16 protein-coding genes and 1 tRNA gene are annotated in these 14,743 nt (G+C 53.7%); 8 read left to right on the top strand and 9 right to left on the bottom strand.

Annotated features, from left to right (window positions below; all coding sequences use genetic code 11):
• Positions 1–91: 91 nt before the first annotated feature.
• The 4 genes from ACN0TS_RS06415 to ACN0TS_RS06400 form a co-directional block, all read right to left on the bottom strand.
• The gene (locus ACN0TS_RS06415) at positions 92–487 is read right to left on the bottom strand and encodes a DUF1761 domain-containing protein (protein ID WP_417258508.1); all 396 of its coding nucleotides are present in this window, start codon (positions 485–487) and stop codon (positions 92–94) included.
• Positions 488–570: 83 nt separating this feature from the next.
• Positions 571–990, bottom strand: coding sequence for an EVE domain-containing protein (locus tag ACN0TS_RS06410; protein ID WP_417258507.1), 420 nt, complete (start codon positions 988–990; stop codon positions 571–573).
• Positions 987–1,262 (bottom strand): YciI family protein, encoded by a 276-nt coding sequence (locus ACN0TS_RS06405; RefSeq protein ID WP_417258506.1) that lies wholly within the window; start codon positions 1,260–1,262, stop codon positions 987–989. Before ACN0TS_RS06405 ends, ACN0TS_RS06410 begins: the two co-directional genes overlap by 4 nt.
• A 3-nt stretch (positions 1,263–1,265) precedes the next feature.
• Complete coding sequence (locus tag ACN0TS_RS06400; protein ID WP_417258505.1) at positions 1,266–2,231, bottom strand: NAD(P)H-dependent glycerol-3-phosphate dehydrogenase; 966 nt, start codon at positions 2,229–2,231, stop codon at positions 1,266–1,268.
• 87 nt (positions 2,232–2,318) lie between these two features.
• Here ACN0TS_RS06400 and ACN0TS_RS06395 point away from each other — a divergent pair, with 87 nt between their 5' ends.
• From ACN0TS_RS06395 to ACN0TS_RS06380, 4 genes are all read left to right on the top strand, one after another.
• The gene (locus ACN0TS_RS06395) at positions 2,319–3,005 is read left to right on the top strand and encodes a uroporphyrinogen-III synthase (RefSeq protein WP_417258504.1); all 687 of its coding nucleotides are present in this window, start codon (positions 2,319–2,321) and stop codon (positions 3,003–3,005) included.
• Between the two features lie 84 nt (positions 3,006–3,089).
• Positions 3,090–4,274 carry a COG4223 family protein gene (locus tag ACN0TS_RS06390; protein WP_417258503.1) on the top strand — a complete coding sequence of 395 codons (1,185 nt, stop codon included), beginning with the start codon at positions 3,090–3,092 and terminating at the stop codon, positions 4,272–4,274.
• 13 nt (positions 4,275–4,287) lie between these two features.
• Positions 4,288–5,781, top strand: a complete 1,494-nt coding sequence (locus ACN0TS_RS06385) for a heme biosynthesis protein HemY (protein ID WP_417258502.1) — start codon at positions 4,288–4,290, stop codon at positions 5,779–5,781.
• Between the two features lie 74 nt (positions 5,782–5,855).
• Positions 5,856–5,931: transfer RNA gene (locus ACN0TS_RS06380), tRNA-Thr, on the top strand.
• Between the two features lie 122 nt (positions 5,932–6,053).
• Here ACN0TS_RS06380 and ACN0TS_RS06375 read toward each other — a convergent pair.
• The 5 genes from ACN0TS_RS06375 to ACN0TS_RS06355 form a co-directional block, all read right to left on the bottom strand.
• Complete coding sequence (locus ACN0TS_RS06375; RefSeq protein ID WP_417258501.1) at positions 6,054–7,160, bottom strand: flagellar basal body P-ring protein FlgI; 1,107 nt, start codon at positions 7,158–7,160, stop codon at positions 6,054–6,056.
• Positions 7,160–8,167, bottom strand: coding sequence for a flagellin (locus ACN0TS_RS06370; protein ID WP_417258500.1), 1,008 nt, complete (start codon positions 8,165–8,167; stop codon positions 7,160–7,162). The genes ACN0TS_RS06375 and ACN0TS_RS06370 overlap by 1 nt, the downstream gene beginning before the upstream one ends.
• Positions 8,168–8,169: 2 nt before the next feature.
• Positions 8,170–9,627 (bottom strand): flagellar hook-associated protein FlgK, encoded by a 1,458-nt coding sequence (flgK, locus tag ACN0TS_RS06365; protein WP_417258499.1) that lies wholly within the window; start codon positions 9,625–9,627, stop codon positions 8,170–8,172.
• A gap of 34 nt (positions 9,628–9,661) precedes the next feature.
• Positions 9,662–10,954, bottom strand: coding sequence for a flagellar hook protein FlgE (locus ACN0TS_RS06360; RefSeq protein WP_417258498.1), 1,293 nt, complete (start codon positions 10,952–10,954; stop codon positions 9,662–9,664).
• A 92-nt stretch (positions 10,955–11,046) separates the two neighbouring features.
• A complete protein-coding gene (locus ACN0TS_RS06355) occupies positions 11,047–11,862 on the bottom strand; it encodes a flagellar motor protein MotB (RefSeq protein ID WP_417258497.1) in 816 nt (271 codons plus the stop codon).
• Between the two features lie 213 nt (positions 11,863–12,075).
• Between ACN0TS_RS06355 and ACN0TS_RS06350 the strand changes: the two genes are divergently transcribed.
• The 4 genes from ACN0TS_RS06350 to ACN0TS_RS06335 are packed head-to-tail and all read left to right on the top strand — an operon-like array spanning position 12,076 to position 14,350.
• Complete coding sequence (locus tag ACN0TS_RS06350; protein WP_417258496.1) at positions 12,076–12,645, top strand: MotA/TolQ/ExbB proton channel family protein; 570 nt, start codon at positions 12,076–12,078, stop codon at positions 12,643–12,645.
• 39 nt (positions 12,646–12,684) lie between these two features.
• Entirely contained in the window at positions 12,685–13,047 is a 363-nt protein-coding gene (locus ACN0TS_RS06345; RefSeq protein WP_417258495.1) for an ExbD/TolR family protein, read from the top strand.
• Positions 13,047–13,439, top strand: coding sequence for an ExbD/TolR family protein (locus tag ACN0TS_RS06340; RefSeq protein WP_417258494.1), 393 nt, complete (start codon positions 13,047–13,049; stop codon positions 13,437–13,439). Before ACN0TS_RS06345 ends, ACN0TS_RS06340 begins: the two co-directional genes overlap by 1 nt.
• Entirely contained in the window at positions 13,436–14,350 is a 915-nt protein-coding gene (locus ACN0TS_RS06335) for a TonB family protein (protein ID WP_417258493.1), read from the top strand. Before ACN0TS_RS06340 ends, ACN0TS_RS06335 begins: the two co-directional genes overlap by 4 nt.
• Positions 14,351–14,743: the final 393 nt, after the last annotated feature.

Raw genomic sequence — 14,743 nt, 5'->3', positions numbered from 1 at the left:
GTGCTTAGGGAGCACGTGGGGTGGTGGAGGGTTCCGGGGGGTCGGGACCCTCCAATTTTTTGGACCTTTGTGACCTTTAACGGGGCGTCTTTTACATCGCGCCGAGGATCAATCCGATTAGCCCGCTACCCAGAACTGCATAGCCACCATCAATGATGGGCAGATTGCGCGGCCGCATAGCAAAAGCGTAGTTCATTGCAATCCAAGGCGCGATAAAGAAGAGGCCAACGCCGAGACCCGCGACGAGCCCTTGGCCCGCGCCATCAATCCCTGCCATTGCAAACATGTGACGCATCATCCCCGAAACCAAGATCATGCAGATCGCCGAGACAACAAACGGCAAAGGTGAGCCGCCGCCCTTTGGCTTGCCGTTCTCATCACATTCGATGCCAGCAGCGGCCATCCACGGTTTTGACAAGGTCATGTACCACACTGCGCCTATAGCAAAGCCGCCCAGCGCGGCGACCAAAACTGAAATAAGTTCCATAGTGAGCTCCGACTGATTTGTTGTTATGCGCAAACTATGCCGCAAAACAACCAATCTACAAAGCCCAACATCCTAACGCGGTGTCAGGGTGCGGTATTGCCCAACTCACAAACGACTTTCCATTCCTCTTCGGTTACGGGTTGCACCGACAAGCGCGAGTTGTTCACCAGAACCATATTCTCAAGCCGTGGATCAGCCTTACACATGGCCAGTGTCACGGGCGTGGTGAACGGACGAACGGCCTTGATATCTACGCATTCCCAACGGGGGTCATCGGTGGTGCTGTCCGGATGCGCTTCGCCGCAAACAGAGACAATCCCGACGATCTCTTTTTCGGCCCGTGAATGGTAGAAAAAACCGAGGTCGCCGACTTTCATCTGACGCATGTTGTTGCGGGCTTGGTAGTTGCGCACACCGTCCCATTGTTCGCCCTCGTCGCCTTTGGCGACTTGTTGGTCCCACGACCAAACCTCTGCTTCGGATTTAAATAGCCAATAGGTCATGCACCGATCACCTTTTTCCATGCTTGAATTGAGACGCTCTCAAAAAGACCCGCCTTGGCATAGGGATCGTTTGCGGCCCATGCTTCGGCGGCGGCCATATCGTCGACGTTCAGGATGACAAGCGATCCGCACATTTCACCAAGCTCGTCAAGAAATGGGCCCGCCTGTTCCACGACACCCGTGTCGTCAATATAGGCCAAATGGGCGTCGCGGTTGGCTTTGCGAATGGCGAGTGCGCCAGACTTGTCTTTGCAAAAGAGTGCGAATTTCATGGATTATTCCTTTTTGAGAGGGCGGGAGAGAAGCGATTGAAGCGCCTCTAAGACGGAGGTTTTTCCCGTCGAAATGGCGCAGACGGCTTGTGATATGGGCATGTCGAGGCCGATGTCTTGGGCAATTTCCGTGACGGCTTGTGCGGTTGCTACGCCTTCCACGGTTACGGACGCATCAAATGCCTCGCCACGTCCTAGCGACGCGCCAAATCGAAAATTCCGCGATTGTTCCGAGGTGCAAGTCAGGGCCAGATCACCGAACCCTGAAAGTCCCATCATGGTTTGATTATGGGCGCCGAAATGACCCGAGAAGCGCAGCATTTCAGCGAGTCCACGCGTCATAAGCGCAGCACGTGCGCTATCGCCAAGTCCTTTGCCGATACATGCGCCCGCTGCGATTGCGATCACGTTTTTCAGCGCGCCACCAAGCTCGGCTCCGATGACATCTTCGCTCCAATACAGTCGCAACATTTTCTTGGACAGTTGATGCTGTAGCGCTGGGCCAACCGTCTTATTCGCACAGGCAAGCGTGAGCGCGGTGGGCAATCCTCGAGCAATGTCGGCGGCAAAACTCGGTCCCGTCAGGATGGCAGGGATCGCATCTGGTTTTGCTTCTGCGATCAAAGTTGACGGGCCTTTGTGGGACTTTAGATCAATTCCCTTGCAGCAGGCGACAATGGCGCGCCCGGCGAGCGGATCACTAATCTGACCTAACATATCGTGTAGGGTCTGCATCGGCGTAGCGATCAATATCGGACCACAACAGCCGATTGCCGACAGGTCTGATGTGATCGTGATATCTTCAGACAGGTGGACACCAGGCAGGCGGAGATTGCTCCGAGAGACCCGCATAGCATCCATCGCTTTGGTGTCTCTGCCCCATAGGGTGATTTTCGTACCATCGCGCGACAAAGCAACAGCAAGGGCCGAGCCGAACGCACCAGCACCAATGACTACAAGTTCGCTCATGATAGAACTCCCCGACCCGGGTGGTTGTTTCAAACTCCTATGAGAGGTATCACCGTCACCACACCCTTACAATCCTTGGACATGCATTTGAAGCCGACCATCCTTCTCACACGTCCGCGTGAAGATGCGGAAAAACTGGCAGCGATGCTGACTTCCCACGGCTTGGAAGCGTCCTATGTAATCGCGCCTGTGATGGAAATTGTGGCCCTCGATCCTGAGATCGAACCGACAGGATACTCTGGTGTTGTTCTGACGTCACGTTACGCCGTGCCCATTGCTGCGCGGACCTTTGCCGATCTGACGGCCTATTGTGTCGGGGGGGCTACATCGACTGCTGCCGAAGTTGCAGGGCTTAAAACGGTATCGGCCAACGGGACCGCCGATGATCTGGTTGCGTTGTTGATGCGCGAAAACATCAGCCCGCTTGCCCATCTTCACGGAACCCATACCGCAGGCGATGTTGCTGCGCGCCTCACGGATGCGGGCCTGCTTACGCGGTCATTTGCCGTCTATGATCAAAAAGAAGTCCCTTGGCCCCGCGCCACCCAAGCGCAAATTGACGCAGCGCATTCCCTTATTGTCCCTGTCTACTCGCCTCGGTCCGCCACATTGGTCGGCGCCAGATTGGGAAAGTCCGCCGCGAACATGACGCTTGTCGCTATATCAAACGCCGCTGCGCAGGCGTGGGACGGCCCGCGGCCAACAAAAACAATCATCGCCGAGCGACCTGAAGGTGACGCGATGCGGGAGGCCATTGCGTCGCAGTTCACATGAACAAGCCTTGAGGACGGGACGGAGACTCACTAGTCTCGTTCTGCGAGTGCAAAAAGCTTTATCAGGATTCGAAAGGTTTAACTGTTGGCACGCAAAAAGAAGTCCACAAATGATCCGAAGCCCGCTGAAGTCGAAGATCAGACTCTGGAACCCAGCGTGGTCGAGGACGCTCCCGCGGAGGGGGAAGAGGCCCTTGATAACCATGTCGAGGAGACGCCTCAAGATGAGGTGAGCGCCGAAACGGACGAACCAGAGACCCCTGATCAACCGAATGATGACATGGCCACTGTCGAGGAGGCGCAATCTACACCGCCAGTTGAGACTGTTGTTGTCAAAAAGAGCGGATTTTTCTCTGCTTTACTTGGGGGTGTTGTGTGTCTTGGGCTTGGCTATGCAGGTGCACAGTTTATCAAGCCTGATGGGTGGCCTTTCCCAGGTGCGAACACTGGTGAACTCACCGCACAGGTTGAGGCACTTCAGGCCGAGGTTGCAGCCCTGAAATCAGATGCGACCAAACTGTCCGATGAATTGACGCAGACACAGACCTCTTTAGAAAACCAGATCAAGAATGAAGTCGCCGCTATAGATTTAAACGCAAGCATTGCCCCTCTGGCTGATGATCTTGCGTCCCTTGAAGCGCGATTGAATTCGGTCGAGGCCCGTCCTGTTCAGGACGCCATTGTATCGCCTGAGGCAACCGCCGCCTATGAGCGTCAATTGTCGGAAATGCGCACTCTTCTTGATAGCGAAGTGGCACGTTTGCGAGAGACAAAAGCCGCAGCGCAAGCTGAGGAACAGGCGGCTACCGCTGCCACAGCATTAGCGTCGCTTAAAGCAGCTATCGATTCTGGTGCGCCTTATCGTGATTTGTTGGCTGGTATTGAAATCGACATCCCTGCAGGGATTGAGGTTGCCGCTGACACGGGCGTTCCCGCGATTTCCACTCTGCAAGAAGCCTTTTCTCCCGCTGCTCGAGAGGCGCTTACTGCGTCTGCCCGCGCAGCGTATGAGGAGGGCACACAGGGGTGGTTTGAAACCTTCACGCGTACACAGTTAGGCCTGCGCTCTTTGGATCCCAAAGAGGGCGACAGCGCAGATGCGATCTTGTCGCGTGCGGGTGCGGATGTGGCTGATGCTGATTTTGCAGCCGCCCTGTCAGAACTAGAAAATTTGCCAGAGGCGGGCCGTACCGCCATGGCGGATTGGATCGAAAAGGCATCGGCGCGTGTCGCCGTGACCGACGCGCTTCAATCCATGCTTGGTCAATAAGGAAGGCGCAATAATGCTGCTGTCGCTTGTAAAAATCATTGTTTTCTTCGTTATCGTGGCAGTCGTAGCCTATGGCGGTGTTCTGCTTCTTGAAACCGAAGGTGGCGTTCAAATGGCCTTTGGCGGCTATGAAATTGCGCTGGGCCCTCTTCAAGCGGTCATTGCCTTTGTCGCTCTTTTGGTGACCCTTTGGTTGGCTCTAAAGGTGATCGGTCTTGTTCTCGCATTTGTGAAATTCCTGATGGGAGATGAGACAGCCATATCGCGCTATTTTGACCGTAACCGTGAACGAAAAGGGTTCGAAGCTTTGGCAGACGGTATGCTTGCGCTTGCCTCAGGCGAAGGGCGTCTTGCCATGTCGAAAGCGGCAAAGGCCGAGAAGTATTTGCGCAAACCGGAACTCACAAATCTTTTGACCGCGCAGGCCGCCGAAGCGTCGGGGGACAAGAAAAAAGCGGAAGAAACTTACAAACGTCTCTTGTCTGATGACCGCACTCGCTTTGTCGGCGTACGTGGCATTCTCAAACAACGTTTGGACGCAGGTGACACGGACACCGCACTGAAGCTTGCTGAAAAGGCGTTTGCGATTAAACCGAAGCATGTCGAAACGCAGGACGTTTTGTTGAAACTACAGGCAGAGAAAGGTGAATGGTCCGCCGCGCGCCGCACGCTGTCTGCAAAACTCAAACACGGTGCAATCCCGCGCGATGTTCACAAGCGTCGGGATGCGGTTTTGGCCCTGTCGGCCGCAAAAGATATTCTTGACGACGGAGCCTCTATCGAGACCCGCGAAGCCGCAATCGAGGCCAATAAAAAGTCGCCTGATCTTATCCCCGCAGCTGTGATGGCCGCGGATAAACTTGTCGAGGCAGGAAATGGCAAGCAAGCCGCGCGTATTCTTAAAAAGGCGTGGCAGGCTCAACCTCATCCCGATCTTGCAGCGGCATTTGCGCGGATCGAGCCGAATGAGACGCCCGCACAACGTCTCAAACGTTTTGGTGCTTTGACCAAGCTGAAACCAGACGATCCGGAAACCAAAATGCTCCTTGCCGAGTTGCAGATCGCTAACGAAGATTTCCCAGCTGCGCGCCGCGCCTTGGGAAATTTGGCAGAGATCAATCCGACCTCGCGTAGTCTGACCATTCTCGCAGCGGTCGAACGCGGCGAAGGCGGCAGCGATGTCGTCGTTCGTGGTTGGCTCACCCGCGCATTGACTGCACCGCGCGGCCCTCAATGGGTCTGTGATAACTGTAATACGGTGCATTCTGAATGGGGCCCCGTTTGCAGCAATTGTAATGGCTTTGACACCATGAGTTGGCGTCAACCCGCTCAATCCGAAGTGGCTATGCCCGCAGGTACAGAAATGCTGCCGATGATCGTGGGTGAAGCTGAGCCAACCGTCGAAGTCCTAGATGTCGATGTGGCGACCGAAACTGAGGCTTCACCGGTCATGACTGACGCCGAAGTTGTTGAGGATGTTGCCTCGAAAACAGAAGACAAAAAATAGGGCTACACACCCCCAAAATAACTTGTTAAAGACCCTCACGTCTTTGGTGATTTGTCATCAAGACGTAAAAAGGTGCCGCTGTAGCTCAGCTGGTAGAGCACGTCATTCGTAATGATGGGGTCGTAGGTTCGAGTCCTATCAGCGGCACCATTTTGCTTTTGCTCGAACTTGGCACTAATGTGGTTTGCGGACCTTGGGTCTCCTGTACCTTAGTGTACTTTGCAAAAAGCGGTTCGAAACAGGACTAGCTGTAATCTCATGTAGCGGTTAAATTAATGCACCACGAATTCGGCATGGAGGGCGCCTGCGGCTTTGATGCTTTTGAGAATATCAATCATATCTCGGGGCGAAACACCCAAGGCATTGAGGCCAGAGATAACTTCGGACAGGGAGGTTCCTTCGTTGATTTCAGCAAGACCAATCCCAGGTTCCTCTTGGACCGCAGCTGTGGTGCGGGGGACGGCAACTGACGCGCCTTCGGTAAATGGATTGGGTTGAACGACGATTGGCTCCTCCTCAATTCGAAGAGTCAAATTGCCCTGACTGACGGCGACGCGTGAAATTCTCACATCTTCACCCATGACAATCGTGCCAGACCGTTGATCTACAACGACCCGTGCTTTGCGTTCAGGAGTAATCACAAGGTTCTCGACAATGCCCAGAGCGTGGGCAGGCGAAGGTGTGCGCGTGGCGGCAATGTTAAGCTGAACCGTGCCCGCATCGAGCATGCGTGCGACGCCTTTGTGAAATTTACTATTGATCGCGGTCTCAATGCGTTGTGCGGTAGTGAAATCCGGTTCACGTAGGGCAAGTCGAATAGTTTTTAGCGAAGCAAAATCAAAATCGATTTCACGTTCAACCCGCGCACCTGATGGAATAACGCCTGCGGTTGGAACACCCTGTGTTACGGATGCACTGTCTCCTTCAGCAGTTGCACCCCCCGCGATTAAAGTGCCTTGCGCTACGGCGTAGATTTCCCCGTCCGGAGCTGTAAGCGGGGTCATAATCAGAGTGCCACCAAGCAAACTTTTCGCGTCACCTATGGCGGATACGGTTACGTCTATCTTGGACCCTGTTCGGGCGAACGGTGGTAATGTCGCCGTCACAAAAACAGCCGCGACGTTTTTGGGGCGGAACTGCTCACCCGTGACGTTGACGCCCAAGCGCTCCAAGATATTTGACATAATTTCTTCGGTGAATGGCGAATTTCGAATGCCATCGCCAGTTCCATCAAGTCCAACAATCAAACCATAGCCTACGAGGTCATTCCCACGCACACCGTCGAACTCAACGACGTCTTTGAGGCGAATTGAACTGGCGCTCGCACTGAGTGCTGTGGTGAGAAAAACGGCAAGTAGGATAGCAAAAAATCTATACATCAAATGTAATCCGATAGTTTGAGGTTCGAAAGACGCGCCGTGATTGTGTACATCATCTCAAGTTGAGCTTCGGCCTGCTGCAACTTTGTTGCTGAATCGTAAATGTCTGCGGAGACGATTTCTGATTTGGCGCGTTCTGTGGCGTATTTTTCGGTGGTGTTGCGCTGGGATGCCGCTTCGACCTTGGCCTCTTGCGTGCCGACCTGTGCTGATAATTGCTGTAACTGCGCACTCGCGCCATATAGGCGTTCGCCTGCGGTCTGCATCAATTGAGCCTGTTCATCGATGTTGCCAGCCAGCGCACCCTCGGACACCAAAGCACCGAGCACCAAGCCTTTAAGGGTTTCGCGAATGCCCTGCGCTGTTGCGGTGACATCGAAGGTTGCTGTTTCCTGATCGTTTAGAACAAATCCGGATTTGGGCGATGTGGACCCATTGTACATGACCGTATCGTAGCTGCCGGTGCCTGGCTCAAACCACGCGTCAACGGCGGTCAGAATGTCGTCGGCACTGGCTGCGCCTGCGATAGCGGTTTGAATCTCTGACATGAGTATTTCAGAGCTTTGAAGTGGCGTTGTTTGCGTTGCCGCCCCGCCAAAAATCGCTCGCCCGCCTGCGCGTGTGTTGAAGGCATTCACAACGGAATCAAGGGTTGCGCGGGCTTGTGTGCTTGTGATCTCGATTGTTGCGGCGTTGTTGTAACTTGCGGCGTTCAAAAGTGGACCCGCCGATGTGTCTACATGGTCCGCGACAGTCCCTAGAACGTTCTGCATTGAAGACCCGAAAAAGGCGGCGTCATTAATGCCTCTTTGGTAGCTTTCAAAGGTGCGCAACGATCGCTCCATGCTTGCAAGAGGGGTGAAATCACCGCTGACAGATTTGCTAAGATCGGCCTTAAGACCACTCGCAACTTCCATGGAATATGTATCTAAATCGGTTTTGTTTTGCGTGATGAGCGATGAGCGTCGAAACATCGTCGAAAGATCACCCAAGGTTAGCGAGTTCATTGTCAAATCCTCATCAGTTGGTCGAACAGGGTTTCAACTGTCTCGATCACTTTGGCATTGGCAGCATACGACCTCTCGATAAGGAGCAGTTTTTGCAGCTCGTTATCCGTGTCGACACCGTTTTCAAGCTCAATGGTTTTCAGCGACATTTGTTGTGCGCTCGCATAACTGAGGTCACTTTGTGAGGCGAGCCCCGCAGTCTCAAAATAGGAGAAGAGATCAGACGACAGGCCGCTGCTCGTACGCTCAATGGTTGAAAACCCGCCAGAGGTTGTTGCGACGCCGCTTTGAAGTTTGGAAAGCATGGATTGCAAAAGTGTTGCGTTCCCCGCGTCGCCTTCGGATGCGGCGCCGATACCATCACGAAGTCGCCATAGGTCGCCGCCTTCATTCGGGTCGACTACCGCGTTCAATTTCAAACGGTTTGACAATCCTTCTTCATTTGCGATGTCGAAGGCCGCGCCGCCATCCGTGAACAATCCCGCCATGCCTGCGGACATTGTCGGGTCCATTGCAGAATCTTGAAACCGTTCTACAAGGTCTCTCGCAAAGGCATCCAGTTTTGTCTGAGCTTCGGGTGCAAGTGTGTCGCGGATTTCGAACAGGCCTGCCAGTTCTCCTCCCGCGATCGGTCCGTTCTCGGCGGATGTTGATACGGAGTGGCCGTTGATTTTCAGGCCCGATAGAACGCCTGGATCAACAACCATATCCGGCGTGATGGTGTTCACGGGCGAGAATTCAATCGTCGCAGCTTTTGAGGCAAGAAGGATGGAGCCGCCTGGTGTGTAGAGGGAAACCATACCGTGTTCGCGTTCGACCTCTTTCACTGGTATGATTTGGGAAACCTCGTCGATGAGCAGCTGACGTTGATCCATCAATCCGCTTGCATCATAGCCTGAGGAGACATTTTTCTGAATATCGACGTTGATTTTAACAATCTTATCTAGTGCGCTTTGAAGTCTATCCACCGTTGTTGCGATGTCTTGATCCGCATTTTGACGGGCCTGTGAAATGGCATCTGCGGCGCTGTTGATGCGATCTGATAGGGCTGAGGCCGAGTTGGAGACGGCGTAGAGATGTGTATCGGATTCTGGGTGGTTTGACGCATCGATGAGACTTGATTCAAGGTCAATGACGAGTCCGGTTATCGATCCGGCTTCATCTGCCTGTCCTAAGGCACGGCTGATGGTGTCATAGTAATCCACCCGTGTACTTTCCAAACCGACAAGTCCGTCTGAAAGCCGACGTTCGCCTGTAATCACAGGGTCTGTCGCGCGCTGAATGCCGACAACAGCAACACCGGATGCTGTGTTCCCGATTTGCCGCGCTCCGAGTTCGATTTCACGGCGCCCATAGCCTTCGGTCATAGAGTTTGCAACGTTGGATGAGACAACCTCCGCCGCACGCGTTGTGGCGTTCAGTCCCGATAGTGCATTTGATAGGGCGCTCGTGATACTCATAAAGGTCTCATTTCAATTCAATTTCTGCGATTGATCAGCGCTTGATGTTGGTTGTCTCTTGCAACATTTCATCAACGGTCTGGATGACCTTTGCGTTAGATGAATAGGCGCGTTGGGTTTGAATTAGGTCGGTCAGTTCGCCTGCCACATCTGTGGTCGAACCCTCACGTGCATATCCCGCGATAGCGCCCGTCGGGCCGTCGCCAGCATCCCAAAGGAAGAATGAACCTGAGTCTGGCGAAACCTGATAGGTTTGATTGTTTAACGAGATGAGGCCATTGGGGTTTGGCACATCGACGAGTGGGATTTGATAGATGCGGCGCGTAAATCCTGTGTCGTAGGTTGCCGTCATGTAGCCGTTCTCATCAACATCGACAGATGTGAGGTTCCCAACGGGTGAACCGTCTTTGGTAATCTGTATTGGTGAAAAACTATCTGAAAGCTGGGTCAACCCATTGGTGTCGCCAATTTTCCCTATGGTCGCTTCAATGGGGCCTCCTGCGACAGTGAGGGATAGTGTGCCGTTGGAGCTATTATAGACCGCACTTGCAGGGTTGTTGATGGTCGGCGTTACAGAGGAGAGCGTCCCGCCTGCACCGCGCGAATTATCAAATACAACTGTATATTCGCCAATCGTGGCTCCGCCCTGTGCTGAGTCAGCAATGTTCACGACCCATGTGTTGGCGGCAGCCTGAGGTGTAAATACGATGTCGAGCGACTCAGATGTACCAAGGTTTCCAAAATACTCAACGGAGAGCGGAAGCGGATCAGAGGCATCTTCTGCGGGGAGGTTGACGCCAAGATTCATTTTTGTTGTCGGATCGCCTGCCGTTTGGTTGGCGTTGATAACAACGGGCTCCATTCCCGCCATGGTATCACGCGGGAATGTCGGAATCGTACCATCGGCGTCGGCAGGCCAACCAAGCAAAACGAGGCCTGAGTCCGTTTTCAGAACGCCATTTGCATCCGTATGAAAAGAGCCCGTTGTCGTCATCATCATGGGCTGATCTCCCGACTGCGTATCGAGAGAAACCTCAGTCGTGACAGGCAGCATACCACGTCCCGATACCGCTATATCGGTAGCGTTGGACGTAGAGATAAGAGCACCTTGCTCTTCGACAAGGCGCGATGTGAATGCGCGAACACCGCCAGCTGAATAGACACCGGCACCGGCGTTGCTGCCGATCACGAAGGATTCGAATTCAGTGTTGGCTCGTTTGTATCCATACGTGCCTGAGTTCGCGATATTGTCGGAAATCGTTGCGAGGCGAGTGGCATTGGCATTGAGGCCTGCAACACCTGCATTGAGCGAGGAGGATATGGTCATCGGGAAGCGCCTTTCTGATGCTTGGACCTATGTTTGCCCCAGCATGCACGCTTACCCTTAACAGCCGCCTAATAGGTACAATCCTATCTATTTTATGACGGGAACTCGCGAAGCAGGATGATCTCAACGCGGTTGTTGCGAAAGGAGATAGGATTGCGTGTCACAGGCTTGCGGTCCGCATAGCCCGTTACGCGTTGGATGCGTGTTCCATATGTTCCTTCGGCCTCAAGGAGCAGACGAATTTGGTCAGCTCTACGTGTGGACAAGTCCCAGACGGGATTGTCAGCGACGACAAGAGGCTGTGCGCTCACGTATCCGGTGACGGCAATGTCATTTTCTACGATATTGAAGACGCGCGATAGCATCGACACGATGGTTTTTGTGACTTCGGTCGGTGTGTGCGTTCCTGGCTCGAAGAGTGGCTCAGTCTTCAAATCGTGAATTTCGATAATGAGCCCCTCGTCTGTCACTTTGGTGACGATGTGTCGAAGCGCTGCATCGGCAGACATGCTTTCGCCGCTAAATGCGGACAGGAGAGATTGAACCTCATCGAAGGATTTGACCTCATTGGCATGCTCTGCGGCATCGCTTTGATCTCCTGCGCCACTGCCCGTTGCGCCTGTCCCGTTTTGGGACAAGGTTTCTTGTGTAAACACGGAATCCCCGCCGAACGATCCATCGCCGCCGCCAGAGATCCGGTTTACGGGAATCGTCGGATTGAAATAGTCCGCAATCCCTTTTCTCTGTTTTTCTGTTGTCGCATTAAGCAACCACATCAACAAAAAGAACGCCATCATAGCTGTTACGAAGTCGGCATAGGCCACCTTCCAAGCGCCGCCATGGTGGCCGCCGCCTTGAATGACTTTCTTCCTTTTGATGATTATTGGCGCATTTCCCTTAGCGCTCATAACACCACCTCACGTTTCACCCAACACGAGTAATAGCGAGGAAGTCTAAAAGGCGTCTTAACCTTTAAAAGTTTAGGGAGATACTGCGCCCTCACAGCGATTAAGCCCCATTTCAATCCATTGCCCGTGACAATGCTGATACTTGTCTTTGATCAAGGCGATCTTCGGTCCGGAACGCCAAACATATGCAGTGATTGAACCGAGGAGAGGCTCATGGATGTCATGTCCTTTTATACGATGATTTACGACAAGGGTGGCTATGCGATGGTGGCGATTGTGATTTTGTCGCTTGTCACTGCTACGTTGATCATTTGGAAACTGATCCATTTTGTCAGATTGGGAGTGTGGTTAAGCGCTTTGGCGCGTAATACCGTTCAAACCCGAGTTGAGACGGCCACGCAGGAGGCCGTCAATCACCTGTCGAGACGCGACGCCGAAGCCGAGGCAGAATTGGTTGCCTTGGATTGTGTCGCACAGGTCCGCCGAGGATTGCGCGCTCTTGAGGTGATCGCTGCCATCGCGCCTCTTTTGGGGCTTCTTGGGACTGTCTTGGGTATGATTGCGGCATTCCAAGCACTGCAAACATCAGGGAATCAAGCTGATCCTGGCGTTCTTGCCGGTGGAATTTGGGAAGCCTTGCTAACCACCGCCGCAGGGATGGCTGTGGCGATCCCAGCATCCTTGGCCTTGGCGGGCTTTGATAGTGTTGCCGAGCGGATGACACGAGATATTGAAGCTCGCGCCACCCGTATCCTCATCGCCTCAAGCAGGACAGAAGGGTAGGGTCGTATGCACCTCGCGCGATCATATAGAAAGGTGCGGTTGCGTCCGTCACTTACGCCCATGATTGATGTGGTGTTTCTTCTCTTGGTCTTTTTTATGCTCGCAGCGCAGTATTCGCGCGAAACAACTCTTTCTGTTCATGCGGCACCAAGGAGTGCGGAGAATGCCCCCTATGTCGGCCCACCACGATTGGTGGATGTGACGCCTCAGGGTTTTCTGCTGAACGGTGTGACTACTCCGTTTGCGCAACTGACCGAGCAGCTTTCCCTTCTTATGGCCGATCCAACGGATACGAATTTGGTCCGCGTCTCCGACGGTGTCTCTGTGCAGGAACTGGTGGATTTACTCGGCCATCTTTCTGCCGCAGGTCTACCCAATGCCGCACTGGTGGAGGGGCAATAATGAAGCTGTCCCGCACAAATCGCGAACGTTTGGACATCGGATTGGTGCCGATGATCAATGTTGTGTTCTTGCTTTTGATTTTCCTTTTGATGACGGCGCGTTTGGTGTCGCCTCCTCCATTGGACATATCTGTACCTGAGGCTGAATCGGATATGGCGCGTGGCGAGGCAGATACGTTGTATCTGTCACGCGCTGGAGTGTTGGTGTTCAACGACAGTGAAGGCGAAGCGGCAGCTCTCACCGCACTGACAGGATGGGCGAAAAACTGCATTGCCTGTCAACTTAACCTGATGGCCGACCAAAGGGCATCAGCCCGCGCATTGACTTCGATTTTGAGTAAATTGGGTGCCATTGGGATCGAGGATATCACCCTCGTGACGGTGCAAAAATGAGCGCCTGGATCATGTCACGGTTTGATGTTTTGATCGCAGGACTGTTGGCGTTCGGGCTTCACGGGGCCGTAATCACTCATCTGGCACGCATGGATACGGTCGCGGTTGAGACTGTGCCCGCGTTGACGGGCGAGCTGACTGTCGCGCCGCCAGATTACGCACAGATGATTGCTGCGTGGGAGCGCCCGGTATATGTGGCACAAAGCGTTTCCGAGCAGATCCCGCCTCGGGTTGATGAGATGCTTGACCTTGTTGCCCCTGAGCCTGAGGCCGTGATCGCAGCGCATGAAAGCGCCAAACGCGTGCCGCCCGCTCTCATTGAACCTCTTGACGCGATAGAGTTACCGACCTTTGACGAGATGGCTCCCTCACAGGAGCGCCTTGAACCAGGCCTTACGGATTTGGCGCAGATTCCGCCCCCCGCCATTGTACCGACGCCGCGCCCAGAGCGGCGAGAAAAGACCGTCCAAAAGGCGGTAACAAAACCCAAAACTTCTACAAAGCCCTCACCCCACAAGGTTTTAAAGTCTGCGGCGAGTCCGCCTGTAAAGAGTGTAACGAACCCTGCCGTGAAACATGGCCAGGGCGGAGTTGGATCGACCACTATGTCAAAGTCGCAAATGCAGTCTCTCATCTCCAAGTGGGGCGCTTCTATTCGGCGCAATATTCTGCGGGCACAACGGTATCCCCGCGCAGCGAAGGGTGCGACGGGGCAAGTGAAGCTCAAACTCAAGGTTGCCACAAACGGCAGTCTAGAATCGGTATCTATTGTGCAAAGCTCGGGTAATCGTGTTTTTGATCAGGCTGCCTTGACGGCAGCGAAATCAGCGCGTCGATTTACAAGGGCCCCCAAAGGCCTAACAAGCCCGAGCTACAGCTTTTCTATCTCATTGAATTTCAGACCTAATTAGCCACATTCACAAAGATGATTGTGTTCTCGCGTAAGTATTTGAAAATTAAAGCCAAATATGCTTGATTTAAGTCAATGCCACGGGCCGCCAAATATTAGAATGGTGGGCTATGATGTTACTGACTCGACATATCCTTACCTTGATTCTCGCAGCAAGCCTTATGCTTGGCTCGGGTTTCGGTGGGTATAAACGTACCGCACACGCGATAGCGCGGGCGGGGGTGACGCAGATTGTCATCTGCTCGACCGATGGAGCCGAAACGGTTCAGATTGATCGCAACGGCAACGCAGTTGCGCCAGCATCCACAAGAGATTGTGCGCATTGCGCCGATTGTTCTCTTGTACCCCTCGCCTCGTTTAGTGCGCCTTCGGATATGTCCGTTCCCACTGCCCG

The organism is Celeribacter sp. (assembly GCF_048266405.1).
Classification (GTDB): domain Bacteria; phylum Pseudomonadota; class Alphaproteobacteria; order Rhodobacterales; family Rhodobacteraceae; genus Celeribacter.
The sequence above is the reverse complement of the archived record's forward strand: the minus strand, read 5'-3'. Positions and strand labels throughout refer to the sequence as shown.

What these genes read in the sequence shown, in the direction of transcription:
- ACN0TS_RS06355 (WP_417258497.1), bottom strand. Translation starts at nt 11,862, where the DNA reads ATGAGCGCTAAGGGAAATGCGCCAATAATCATCAAAAGGAAGAAAGTC.
- ACN0TS_RS06370 (WP_417258500.1), bottom strand. Translation starts at nt 8,167, where the DNA reads ATGAACTCGCTAACCTTGGGTGATCTTTCGACGATGTTTCGACGCTCA.
- flgK (WP_417258499.1), bottom strand. Translation starts at nt 9,627, where the DNA reads ATGAGTATCACGAGCGCCCTATCAAATGCACTATCGGGACTGAACGCC.
- ACN0TS_RS06375 (WP_417258501.1), bottom strand. Translation starts at nt 7,160, where the DNA reads ATGTATAGATTTTTTGCTATCCTACTTGCCGTTTTTCTCACCACAGCA.
- ACN0TS_RS06405 (WP_417258506.1), bottom strand. Translation starts at nt 1,262, where the DNA reads ATGAAATTCGCACTCTTTTGCAAAGACAAGTCTGGCGCACTCGCCATT.
- ACN0TS_RS06360 (WP_417258498.1), bottom strand. Translation starts at nt 10,954, where the DNA reads ATGACCATATCCTCCTCGCTCAATGCAGGTGTTGCAGGCCTCAATGCC.
- ACN0TS_RS06335 (WP_417258493.1), top strand. Translation starts at nt 13,436, where the DNA reads ATGAGCGCCTGGATCATGTCACGGTTTGATGTTTTGATCGCAGGACTG.
- ACN0TS_RS06410 (WP_417258507.1), bottom strand. Translation starts at nt 990, where the DNA reads ATGACCTATTGGCTATTTAAATCCGAAGCAGAGGTTTGGTCGTGGGAC.
- ACN0TS_RS06400 (WP_417258505.1), bottom strand. Translation starts at nt 2,231, where the DNA reads ATGAGCGAACTTGTAGTCATTGGTGCTGGTGCGTTCGGCTCGGCCCTT.
- ACN0TS_RS06350 (WP_417258496.1), top strand. Translation starts at nt 12,076, where the DNA reads ATGGATGTCATGTCCTTTTATACGATGATTTACGACAAGGGTGGCTAT.
- ACN0TS_RS06385 (WP_417258502.1), top strand. Translation starts at nt 4,288, where the DNA reads ATGCTGCTGTCGCTTGTAAAAATCATTGTTTTCTTCGTTATCGTGGCA.
- ACN0TS_RS06415 (WP_417258508.1), bottom strand. Translation starts at nt 487, where the DNA reads ATGGAACTTATTTCAGTTTTGGTCGCCGCGCTGGGCGGCTTTGCTATA.
- ACN0TS_RS06340 (WP_417258494.1), top strand. Translation starts at nt 13,047, where the DNA reads ATGAAGCTGTCCCGCACAAATCGCGAACGTTTGGACATCGGATTGGTG.